10 protein-coding genes and 1 other annotated feature (1 of these 11 only partly in view) are annotated in these 11255 nt (G+C 44.9%); all 10 genes read left to right on the top strand.

Annotation, left to right across the window (positions count from 1 at the left end; translation table 11 throughout):
* The first annotated feature begins 153 nt into the window (after positions 1 to 153).
* Positions 154 to 849, top strand: coding sequence for an MgtC/SapB family protein (locus tag CHH58_RS17595; protein ID WP_095231132.1), 696 nt, complete (start codon positions 154 to 156; stop codon positions 847 to 849).
* 128 nt (positions 850 to 977) lie between these two features.
* Positions 978 to 1436 carry a CtsR family transcriptional regulator gene (locus CHH58_RS17590; protein WP_095231133.1) on the top strand — a complete coding sequence of 153 codons (459 nt, stop codon included), beginning with the start codon at positions 978 to 980 and terminating at the stop codon, positions 1434 to 1436.
* Positions 1437 to 1456: 20 nt separating this feature from the next.
* Positions 1457 to 1999, top strand: a complete 543-nt coding sequence (locus tag CHH58_RS17585) for a UvrB/UvrC motif-containing protein (RefSeq protein WP_095231134.1) — start codon at positions 1457 to 1459, stop codon at positions 1997 to 1999.
* A complete protein-coding gene (locus tag CHH58_RS17580; RefSeq protein WP_095231135.1) occupies positions 1999 to 3066 on the top strand; it encodes a protein arginine kinase in 1068 nt (355 codons plus the stop codon). The genes CHH58_RS17585 and CHH58_RS17580 overlap by 1 nt, the downstream gene beginning before the upstream one ends.
* A gap of 20 nt (positions 3067 to 3086) precedes the next feature.
* The gene (clpC, locus tag CHH58_RS17575; protein ID WP_095231136.1) at positions 3087 to 5516 is read left to right on the top strand and encodes an ATP-dependent protease ATP-binding subunit ClpC; all 2430 of its coding nucleotides are present in this window, start codon (positions 3087 to 3089) and stop codon (positions 5514 to 5516) included.
* 138 nt (positions 5517 to 5654) lie between these two features.
* Positions 5655 to 7031, top strand: a complete 1377-nt coding sequence (radA, locus tag CHH58_RS17570; protein WP_095220634.1) for a DNA repair protein RadA — start codon at positions 5655 to 5657, stop codon at positions 7029 to 7031.
* Positions 7032 to 7203: 172 nt separating this feature from the next.
* On the top strand, positions 7204 to 8313 hold the full coding sequence (locus tag CHH58_RS17565) for a PIN/TRAM domain-containing protein (RefSeq protein WP_095220635.1): 1110 nt from the start codon (positions 7204 to 7206) through the stop codon (positions 8311 to 8313).
* A gap of 93 nt (positions 8314 to 8406) precedes the next feature.
* Positions 8407 to 9084 carry a 2-C-methyl-D-erythritol 4-phosphate cytidylyltransferase gene (gene ispD / locus CHH58_RS17560; RefSeq protein WP_095231138.1) on the top strand — a complete coding sequence of 226 codons (678 nt, stop codon included), beginning with the start codon at positions 8407 to 8409 and terminating at the stop codon, positions 9082 to 9084.
* Between the two features lie 14 nt (positions 9085 to 9098).
* On the top strand, positions 9099 to 9575 hold the full coding sequence (gene ispF, locus CHH58_RS17555; RefSeq protein ID WP_038565107.1) for a 2-C-methyl-D-erythritol 2,4-cyclodiphosphate synthase: 477 nt from the start codon (positions 9099 to 9101) through the stop codon (positions 9573 to 9575).
* A gap of 24 nt (positions 9576 to 9599) precedes the next feature.
* Entirely contained in the window at positions 9600 to 11069 is a 1470-nt protein-coding gene (gene gltX / locus CHH58_RS17550) for a glutamate--tRNA ligase (protein ID WP_095233781.1), read from the top strand.
* 43 nt (positions 11070 to 11112) lie between these two features.
* Positions 11113 to 11255 (top strand) — a binding site (T-box leader) (it continues 77 nt past the right edge of the window).

Here is an 11255-nt window from a genome sequence, read left to right as displayed (position 1 = left end):
AAAATGAAAGCTCCTGATAGGTTATTCAATAACTTATCGGGAGCTTTTTTGTATTTCTTGCTTTATACTTCTGGCTATTAGGGGATATAAATACTTCATACTAATATGTCGATATTCATACAATGTAATGAGAGAGAAAGAAGGGAAGCACAGATGGAGCAATACTTTGATGAACAATTTTTAACTGTAATGATGAAAATTATAATAGCAGTATTCCTCTCCGGAGCTATCGGGATGGAACGTGGGCTGGGCAATCACCATGCTGGTTTGCGCACACATATCCTCGTGGGCGTAGGGTCTTGTCTGATGATGATTCTATCTTTATATGGTTTTACAGCCTTTAGTGAGGAGCATGACTATGTACAGTTTGATCCCGCGCGTATACCTTCATATGTGATCAGTGGTATCGGTTTCCTAGGTGCAGGAACAATACTGGTAAATGGTACGACAGTGCGAGGACTTACGACAGCTGCTTCTGTTTGGACGGTAGCAGGACTTGGGCTCGTTATTGGTGCAGGAATGTACATGGAAGCAGTATTCACTACTATTATCATTTTGCTGATTCTTATCTTCTTGAATAATTTTGAGAAGCTGTTTTTATCAAGTAAAAAGCAAAAAGTATATCGTCTGGAAATTGAACTGGATAGAGAAGAAGGTGTAGCACCTATCATGGAAATACTCGAACGTCATCATCTAGCGTTAACTAACATGAAGATGAGAAAACATCATCAAGACAACAGAATGTTACATGTTGAGCTGGCAACACGTTACGCTATAAATGAAATGGAACTCTTTGAGGAACTTACAAACCTATCAAATATCCGATCAGTTAGTACAGTGAAAAGTTAAAACCCTTTTAAGGGTTTTTTTTCTGTTATTAGAGGCTATGCTAGGGGAGAAGAGCTTTGCATTCCTCCTGCAAAATGTATATAATAAAGTCAAAGATAGTCAAAGTCAAAGGAAGGGAGGCGACTTGTGTGAGCAATATATCGGACATCATTGAAGCTTACCTAAAGCAGATTCTTCAATCAACAGATGCGCAGGAAGTGGAAATAAAGAGAAGTGAAGTAGCTAATCGTTTTCAGTGCGTGCCTTCACAAATCAACTATGTAATAAAGACGAGATTCACTGTTGAGAAAGGATATCTCGTCGAGAGTAAGCGTGGAGGCGGCGGTTATATTCGTATCATTCGGGTAAAGCATCATACAGAAGCAAGTTTGATAGACGACGTAATTGAAATGGTGCAGCCCCGAGTTTCACAGCAGACTGCAAATAGTATCATCGAACGGCTTGCTGAAGAGAAGATATTGACTGAACGGGAAGCGAAAATCATGCTTAGAGCAACCAGCCGGGAGACACTAGCCTTTCCTCTTCCGCTTCGTGATGAAGTCAGGACCCGTATTTTGGTTTCAATGCTGACTGCTATCAAGTACTAGTCAGATAAGGAGGTATTAGGATGGAATGTCAAGAGTGTCATATAAGACCAGCAACCTTGCATTTAACAAATGTCGTCAACGGACAGAAGACGGAAATGCATGTTTGCGAGCATTGTGCGAAAGAGAATGGTTATGTCTCCTACGGCCAAGAAGGGTATTCCTTGCATAACTTATTATCTGGTCTATTCCATATGAACCCATCGACTGTTCAAGGACATAAACACTTCGCCCAAGCGCCAGCAGCACTTGCTTGCCCGAAGTGCGGGCTGACATATAATGAGTTCACCCGATTAGGGAAATTTGGCTGTGCTTCCTGCTATGAAACTTTCGAAGACAATCTGAATCCTATCTTCCGCCGTGTACACAGTGGCAATACAAAACACGAAGGCAAGATACCAAAGCGGATGGGCAGCGGTATAGAGAAAAAACGGAAGATTGCAGCATACCGCGAATCTATGCAGCAATACATTCAGGAAGAAGAATTTGAGAAAGCAGCAGAGCTCCGCGATAAAATTCGTTCGTTGGAGCAGCAGAAAGACGGACAGGAAGAGGGTGAGAGCTAATGTCACTAGAGAATTTCATGAGTGATGCTATCAGCCCTTGGATGAAAGAAAACGGACCGGACTGTGATATAGTCATGAGCAGCCGAATCCGCCTGGCTAGAAACTTTGAAAATCGCACTTTCCCTTTAATTGCTAAGGCAGAGGATTTGGATGACGTGCTTGATTTCTTCCAGGAAAGCTATCAGGATGCTGATTTTAATGATCGAGGAAAGTTGCAATTCTTACGTATTGCAGATCTGTCCCCGATTGAGAAGAAGGTATTCGTCGAGAAACACTTGATAAGTCCGCATTTAGCAGAACATGCGGAGGAGGCAGGAGTTTTGCTATCCGAAAGCGAACAAGTCTCTATCATGGTAAATGAAGAAGATCACCTGCGCATTCAGCTGTATTTGCCAGGCTTCCAGCTGCGAGAGGCACTTTCAGAAGCTTTTGAAGTGGATGATTGGCTTGAGCAGAAGATAACATATGCGTTCGATGAGGAAAGAGGTTATCTTACTACTTGCCCAACGAATGTAGGAACTGGACTTAGGGCTTCTGTAATGATGCATCTGCCTGCTTTGACCATGACACATCAAATGACTCGGCTGACACCAGCAATCAACCAGCTAGGACTTGTCGTACGCGGTATTTATGGCGAAGGCAGCGAGGCGCAAGGCAATATCTATCAAATTTCCAACCAGATCACTCTGGGGAAATCAGAACAGGATATTGTCGAGGATCTGGAAAGTGTAGTGAGCCAGTTGGTCGAGCAGGAAAGACAGGCTCGCGAGACATTGACAGAGGAGCTGAGTATCCAGCTGGAGGATCGGATCTTCCGTTCTTATGGTACATTGCTGCACAGCCGTATAATTGAATCAAAGGAAGCAGCAACCTGTTTATCGGATGTTAGATTAGGCATTGATATTGGGTATATACAAGATATGCCTCAATCCATACTTAATGAATTAATGGTATTAATACAGCCAGGCTTCCTGCAGCATTATGCAAAAAGAAGCTTATCTGGCAGAGAACGAGATGTATTACGTGCTTCCCTCATCAGAGAGAGATTGCATTTAGAAAATAACTGACTGACCAAGGAGGAATTCCTATGATGTTTGGACGTTTCACTGAAAGAGCACAAAAGGTCCTTGCACTTGCACAAGAAGAAGCAGTGCGTCTAGGGCATAACAATATCGGTACAGAACATATCCTATTGGGTCTTGTGAGCGAAGGGGAAGGCATTGCTGCTAAAGCTCTTACGACACTAGGATTGGAAACAGAACGTATTCAGGAAGAGGTTGAGCAGCTGATCGGGCGCGGCCAGAAAATCACTGGTACACCTTATTACACACCACGTGCGAAGAAAGTAATTGAGCTTTCCTTGGATGAAGCGAGAAAGCTTGGTCATTCTTATGTGGGCACGGAGCATATCCTTCTAGGTTTGATCCGCGAGGGTGAAGGTGTTGCGGCACGTGTACTGAATAACCTCGGTGTCAGCTTAAATAAAGCTCGTCAGCAAGTGCTGCAGCTATTGGGAAGCAATGAGTCTTCTGCTGGGAAACAGCGTGGCAGCCAGTCTTCTAGAGCGAATACGCCTACTCTTGATAGCTTGGCAAGAGATCTTACGGCGATTGCCAAAGAAGGCAATATCGATCCAGTTATCGGTCGTGAGAAAGAAATCGAGCGTGTCATTCAAGTACTTAGCCGCCGGACTAAAAATAACCCTGTTTTGATTGGAGAGCCGGGTGTAGGTAAGACAGCAGTAGCTGAGGGACTTGCACAGCAAATCATCAATAACGAAATACCGGAAATTCTTCGGGATAAGCGTGTCATGACGCTTGATATGGGTACTGTGGTAGCTGGTACGAAATATCGCGGGGAATTCGAGGATCGCTTGAAGAAAGTAATGGAAGAGATTCGCCAGGCGGGGAATATCATCCTCTTTATTGATGAACTGCATACACTTATTGGTGCAGGTGGAGCAGAAGGAGCAATTGATGCTTCCAATATTCTGAAGCCATCCCTTGCACGTGGTGAACTGCAGTGTATCGGTGCTACTACATTGGATGAATACCGCAAATATATCGAAAAGGATGCAGCGCTTGAGCGTCGGTTCCAGCCTATCCAAGTTGATGAACCATCTGTTGAAGAATCTGTTCAGATCCTTACCGGTCTGCGTGACAGATATGAAGCCCATCACCGTGTAACGATTACGGATGAAGCTATCCGTGCAGCAGCAGAATTCTCTGATCGTTATATCACAGACCGTTTCCTTCCGGATAAGGCGATCGACTTGATTGACGAAGCAGGTTCCAAAGTGCGCCTGCGTTCTTACACAGCTCCGCCAAACTTGAAAGAGCTTGAGCAAAAGCTAGAGGAAGTGCGCAAAGAAAAAGATGCAGCTGTTCAAAGTCAGGAATTCGAAAAAGCGGCTTCTCTGCGCGATACAGAGCAGCGTCTGCGTGATCAGCTGGATCAGACGAAGGATCAGTGGAAAGAAAAGCAAGGTCAGGAAAGCAGTGAAGTCACTGTAGAAGATATTGCTTCTGTTGTTTCTATCTGGACTGGTGTACCTGTTGCCAAGCTGACTAAGGATGAGTCAGAACGTTTGCTTAATATGGAGCAGACACTGCATGGACGTGTCATCGGGCAAGACGAAGCTGTTGTTGCTATCTCCAAAGCAATTCGTCGTGCACGTGCTGGTCTTAAGGATCCGAAACGTCCGATTGGGTCATTCATCTTCCTTGGACCTACAGGTGTCGGTAAGACGGAATTAGCGCGTGCTTTGGCAGATTCAATGTTCGGAGATGAAGATGCGATGATCCGTATCGACATGTCGGAATACATGGAACGCCATTCCACTGCACGTCTTGTCGGTTCACCTCCAGGATATGTAGGGTATGAAGAGGGCGGACAGCTTACTGAGAAGGTCCGTCGTAAACCATATTCTGTTGTATTGCTTGATGAGGTGGAAAAAGCGCACCCAGAAGTATTCAACATCTTGCTTCAAGTACTGGAAGATGGCCGTTTGACAGATTCAAAAGGTCGCTTGGTCGATTTCCGCAACACGATTCTGATCATGACTTCCAATGTAGGTGCAAGTGAGCTGAAACGCAGCAAGTCACTTGGCTTCACAATGGATAGCGAAGATCAGAACTTCAAGGATATGAAAGCGAAAGTGACAGAAGAGCTGAAAAAAGCCTTCCGTCCTGAGTTCTTGAACCGTATTGATGAAACGATCGTATTCCATCCGCTTGAGAAGAAACATATGAAGGATATCGTGACGTTGATGGCAGATCAGCTTAAGAAACGTCTTGCTCAGCAGGATATTGAATTCACGCTGACAGATGCTGTTATTGAGAAGATCGCTAATGACGGATTTGATGCAGAATATGGTGCTCGACCATTACGCCGAGCAATCCAGAAGAATATCGAAGATCTATTATCAGAGGAACTCCTGCGCGAGAACATCAGCAAAGGACAACAAGTGAATATTGATGTAGATAAAGAAGGTAAGTATGTCGTTACAGGCAAATAATGAATAGGGAGGTGTTTTCGCCTCCCTTTTTGCTTTGATTTGTGTAATTTTTTCTATAATAATAATTTTGTTTGATATATTTCTGTAACTTTTATGCCGTAATTATCGTATAAAATGATGAAGAAGGATTTGATAGGTTTGGCAAAAAGAAAGACAAAGTATGTATGTCAGGAATGCGGATATGAATCCGCAAAATGGATGGGCAAATGCCCGAGCTGCAATAATTGGAATACCTTTACGGAAGAAGTTGTTACACCAGCTAGTAGCGGAGCCTTCCGTCATTCAAATACAACAACCACAGCTGCAAAGCCTCAGTCGATTACAGCCATTCACTCCGAAAAGGAACCGAGAGTAACAACGGATCTGCCGGAGTTCAACAGGGTGCTCGGCGGAGGAATCGTAGCAGGATCACTTGTGCTTATCGGGGGAGACCCTGGTATCGGTAAATCTACCTTGCTTCTTCAAGTTAGTGCACAGCTGGCAGAGAAGGAATTGCCGGTTCTGTATATTTCCGGAGAGGAATCTGCCCGTCAGACGAAACTCCGAGCAGATCGTCTCGGTGTAAAGGCAGATCAGCTCTATGTATTATCAGAGACAAATCTGCAGGACATCACACGGCATATTGAAGAAGTGAAGCCGGCGTTTGTTGTAGTCGATTCCATCCAGACCGTGTATCGGGAAGAAGTTACCAGTGCACCGGGAAGTGTTACACAGGTACGGGAATGTACAAGTGAGCTGATGCGGGTAGCCAAGACGAATGGCATTCCGATTTTCCTCGTTGGTCATGTAACGAAAGAAGGCGCCATCGCTGGTCCTAGAATGCTTGAACATATGGTGGATGCGGTTCTTTATTTCGAAGGGGAACGTCATCATACATTCCGAATACTGCGCAGTGTAAAGAACCGGTTTGGAAGTACGAATGAAATGGGTATCTTCGAGATGAAGGAAGAAGGATTAAGGGAAGTTACGAACCCGTCTGAAATCTTCCTGGAAGAAAGATCACAAGGTGCGGCTGGATCAACAGTTGTAGCATCGATGGAAGGGACACGCCCTGTTCTTGTCGAGATCCAGGCACTTATATCACCAACCAGCTTCGGAAACCCGCGCCGTATGGCTACCGGTACAGACCATAACAGGGTGCCGCTTTTAATGGCGGTGCTTGAGAAACGGGTAGGACTTATGCTGCAGAATCAGGATGCATACGTCAAGATTGCCGGCGGTATGCGATTGGATGAGCCCGCCATCGATCTGGCGGTAGCTGCCAGCATCGCATCCAGCTTTAAGGATAAGCCGACCAAGCCAGATGATGTCTTGATCGGGGAAGTGGGTCTTACAGGTGAAGTGAGACGTGTATCCCGGATTGAACAGCGTGTCCAAGAGGCGGCCAAGCTTGGGTTTAAGCGAGCAATCGTACCGAAGAAGAATTTAGATGGCTGGACGGTCCCGGCAAGTATTAAAGTAGTCGGAGTTAACTCCGTAAGTGAAGCACTTCATATTGTCTTGGGAGAGGATTAACCTCTCCTTAATTGGTAATATTTTTTGACATCTTCTCTGAAACTATGCTACTATGTAATGTTTCCTAAATTGACTGGGCATCTAAAACGTGCTACGGTTAAACTGCAATTATTTATTTTTACGTCTAATATATTTTATTTCAGGTAATACTTTCTGTTAGGAGGTGACAGTAATGTTAAAGCGAATCGTGCAATTATTTATTATCGTTGCAGGCGGTATGGTTGGGTTTCTCTACATTCCTAGATTGATGGATCTAGTGAACCTTACCAACATTGGTTGGCTTGATTCCCCAATCGTCGGATTGATTGGCGGAGCTATTCTATTATTCTTATTACTGTTTTGGGTGGTCGATTATATTGTCGGCTTCATCCATTGGGTGGAGGACTCACTAGTCAAGACACCTGCTGCTGATTTGTTCTTTGGCAGCATCGGGCTCATTATCGGATTGGTTGTAGCTTACTTGATTACGATTCCGATTCGCGGTATTGGTTTTGTGCTTGTTTCAGAGGTTTTGCCGCTGTTCGTCACAATTTTTCTTGGCTACATCGGGTTCCAGGTTGGCTTCAAGCGCCGGGATGAGTTCTTGAATATGATGACTTTGGCGAAAAAGGATAAGAAGAAGGCTGCGGATGAGCAAGAAGCTGGAGAAGAGAGTGTCCAGGCTGTTCAGCCTAAATCAAAACTGCTCGATACGAGTGTTATTATCGATGGACGTATCGCAGATATTTGCGAGACGAATTTCTTGGAGGGTACGATAGTCATCCCGCAATTCGTATTGAATGAACTGCAGCATATCGCTGATTCATCTGATGCGTTGAAGCGGAACCGCGGCCGTCGCGGTCTCGATGTCCTGAACCGCATCCAAAAAGAGATGCCGAGTGTCAAAGTGGAATTCTACGAAGGTGATTTCGAAGATATTCCGGAAGTAGATTCCAAGCTAGTCAAATTGGCGAAAGTTATCAATGGTATTGTCGTAACAAATGATTTCAACTTGAACAAGGTATGTGAGTTCCAGAATGTACCGGTGTTGAATATCAATGACTTGGCTAATGCAGTGAAGCCGGTAGTCATTCCGGGTGAGGAATTGACTGTTCAGGTGATCAAAGACGGGAAAGAACATAATCAAGGTGTGGCTTACTTGGATGACGGTACGATGATCGTCGTCGAGGAAGGCAAGAATTATATCGGCAAGACAATCGAGGTACTCATCACGAGTGTATTGCAGACTTCTGCCGGCCGAATGATCTTCGCTAAGCCGAAATTACTTGAAAAAGCATTGTAAAAAAGTATAACATGATAGAAGTAGACAAAAGTGATAACATGGGATGTTATCGCTTTTGTTTGGATTCGACTTAAAATAAGGCGGTAAAAATAGATGTACTATCAAGCTATTGTGTTAGCTGCCGGGCAAGGTAAACGGATGCAGGCAGGCCATAATAAACAATTCCTTACAATTGGGCAAAAGCCGCTCATTGTCCATACGCTGAATGTTTTCGAGCAGGATCCCTGGTGTGCATCGATCACACTTGTTGTAAGTACAGCGGATCGTGAATTGATGCAGCAGCTTCTGGCAGCACAGAAATGGACAACGCCGATCAACCTGACAGAAGGCGGCAGCGAGCGACAGGAGAGTGTCCTGATGGGTCTGGAAGCATTGCCTGATAAGTCCGGTATCGTTTTTATACACGATGGTGCGCGGCCCTTTGTCACAATCGAGAGACTTCATGCCTTGGCTGAGGCTTGTCTTGAGCATCGCGGAGCGATACTTGCGGTACCTGTCACAGACACAATCAAGCTTCGCCGTGGTAATCGTTTGGAAACGATGGATCGAGGGCTGCTGTGGGCTGCGCAAACACCGCAGGCTTTTGATTACCATCTTATCTATGATGCGCATGTATCGGCTAAGGTTGACGGTGTGCTGGGAACGGATGACGCCTCATTAGTGGAACGCCTCGATCAGGATGTGTTCATCGTAGAAGGCAGCTATGATAATATGAAGCTTACGACACCAGAGGATTTATACAAAGCGGAAGCATTTTTAAATGGTAAATAAAGCGAGGTCACATTATGTTTCGAATTGGACAAGGATTTGATGTACATGCATTTGCAGAGGATAGACCGTGTATCATAGGCGGGATTACAATCCCTTACGAACTTGGATTGCTAGGCCATTCAGATGCGGATGTACTATTACATACGATTGCGGATGCGTGTCTTGGTGCCTTAGCACTGGGTGACATCGGTAAACATTTCCCGGATACTGATCCTGCTTTCAAGGATGCAGACTCGGAAGTATTGCTGCGTCATGTATGGCAGCTTGTAAAAGAAAAAGGATACAAACTAGGGAACTTGGATTGCACAGTTATTGCACAAGCACCTAAAATGGCACCATATATCGATCAGATTCGTGAAAACGTAGCGGGGATGCTCGATGCAGAACCGGGTCAGATCAATGTGAAAGCAACAACGACTGAACAGCTTGGCTTCACTGGCCGGAAGGAAGGAATCGCTGCGCAAGCAGTCGTCCTTTTGCAGCAAGCCTAACATAATCGAAAGGGAGTTATTCATATGTCAAAACCTGTACGTGTGCGCTATGCGCCTAGTCCGACTGGACATTTGCATATTGGAAACGCAAGAACTGCACTATTCAACTATTTATATGCCCGTCACCATGATGGCAAATTCATCGTCCGCACAGAAGATACAGATCAAAAACGAAATGTTGAAGGCGGCGAGGAAAGCCAGTTCAGCTATCTGAAATGGCTTGGTATCAAATGGGACGAAGGTGCCGATATCGGCGGCGAATACGGACCATATCGTCAATTGGAACGTCTGGATATCTATAAGAAGTATGTAGATGAATTGCTGGATCGCGGTCTAGCTTACAAATGCTACGTGACAGAAGAGGAATTAGAGAAAGAGCGTGAGGAACAAAAGGCGAATGGTCAAGTTCCTAAGTATTCTGGTGTGCACCGTGATCTGACGCCGGAGCAGCAAGAGAAGTTTGAAGCGGAAGGCAGACAGCCGAGCATCCGTTTCCGAGTGCCGGAAAATAAAACTTACAAATTTACCGATATTGTACGTGATGAGATCAGCTTCGAGTCCAGTGACTTCGGCGACTGGGTTATCGTGAAGAAGAACGGTATCCCAACGTATAACTTTGCTGTGGCCGTCGATGATCATCTAATGGAGATTTCACATATCCTCCGCGGAGAAGAGCATATTTCCAATACACCGAAGCAGCTTATGATTTACGAAGCATTCGGTTGGGAAGCACCGCAATTCGGACATATGACATTGATTCTTAACGAAAACCGTAAGAAGCTGTCAAAACGTGATGAGCATATCCTGCAGTTCATCGAGCAATATAAGAACTTAGGTTATCTGCCGGAAGCGATGTTCAACTTCATCAGTTTGCTTGGCTGGTCACCAGTTGGAGAAGAAGAGATCTTCTCCAAAGATGAAATCATTAAGATTTTCGATCCGAATCGTCTTTCCACTTCTGCTGCAATCTTTGATCCGCAGAAGCTGAAATGGATGAACAACCAATACATTAAATCAGAAGATGCTGGTCGTATCGAGAAATTAACATTGCCGCATTTGATTCAGGCAGGCAAACTGCCTGAGAACATGGAAGATTCCCGCCGTGACTGGGCTGCAGAGCTTATCGCTCTTTACAAAGAACAGTTGAATTATGGTGCAGAGATTGTCGAGTTGACGGAGTTATTCTTCCAAGAAGAAATCGCTTATGATGAAGAAGCAATGGCAGTACTGCAGGACGAGCAAGTACCGGATGTCTTAAAAGCATTCTCTGAACAGCTTTCAGCGTTGGAAGCATTCGAACCGGCTACGATCAAAGGTGCGATAAAATCGACGCAGAAACAAACTGGTCAAAAAGGTAAGAAACTCTTCATGCCGATCCGTGTTGCTACAACAGGCGTAACACATGGTCCAGAGCTGCCGGACTCCATTCACTTGCTTGGCGAGACAGTTGTCCAAAATCGTCTTCGTGCAGCAATCGAACAGCTGACAAAGTAAAATATTCACTTTTTTGCTGAAATATAATATAGTAGTACTACACATTTGAACGTAGAAGAGGAGAAGTACGCATCTAACTTTCCATCCAGAGAGAGCCGCATACGCTGTGAGCGGCTTTGGAGAGCTTTTGCTGAAATGCGCCTCGGAGTCTTTTGCCGAAATAATAGTAGGTAAAAGCGGTTCTCA

This window comes from Terribacillus saccharophilus, from assembly GCF_002272745.1.
GTDB classification, from domain to species: Bacteria; Bacillota; Bacilli; order Bacillales; family Amphibacillaceae; genus Terribacillus; species Terribacillus saccharophilus_B.
The sequence above is the reverse complement of the archived record's forward strand: the minus strand, read 5'-3'. Positions and strand labels throughout refer to the sequence as shown.

Excerpts from the sequence above, each read along its gene's own strand:
- CHH58_RS17595 (WP_095231132.1), top strand. The coding sequence starts at position 154 with ATGGAGCAATACTTTGATGAACAATTTTTAACTGTAATGATGAAAATT.
- CHH58_RS17580 (WP_095231135.1), top strand. The coding sequence starts at position 1,999 with ATGTCACTAGAGAATTTCATGAGTGATGCTATCAGCCCTTGGATGAAA.
- ispF (WP_038565107.1), top strand. The coding sequence starts at position 9,099 with ATGTTTCGAATTGGACAAGGATTTGATGTACATGCATTTGCAGAGGAT.
- clpC (WP_095231136.1), top strand. The coding sequence starts at position 3,087 with ATGATGTTTGGACGTTTCACTGAAAGAGCACAAAAGGTCCTTGCACTT.
- ispD (WP_095231138.1), top strand. The coding sequence starts at position 8,407 with ATGTACTATCAAGCTATTGTGTTAGCTGCCGGGCAAGGTAAACGGATG.
- CHH58_RS17585 (WP_095231134.1), top strand. The coding sequence starts at position 1,457 with ATGGAATGTCAAGAGTGTCATATAAGACCAGCAACCTTGCATTTAACA.
- CHH58_RS17565 (WP_095220635.1), top strand. The coding sequence starts at position 7,204 with ATGTTAAAGCGAATCGTGCAATTATTTATTATCGTTGCAGGCGGTATG.
- gltX (WP_095233781.1), top strand. The coding sequence starts at position 9,600 with ATGTCAAAACCTGTACGTGTGCGCTATGCGCCTAGTCCGACTGGACAT.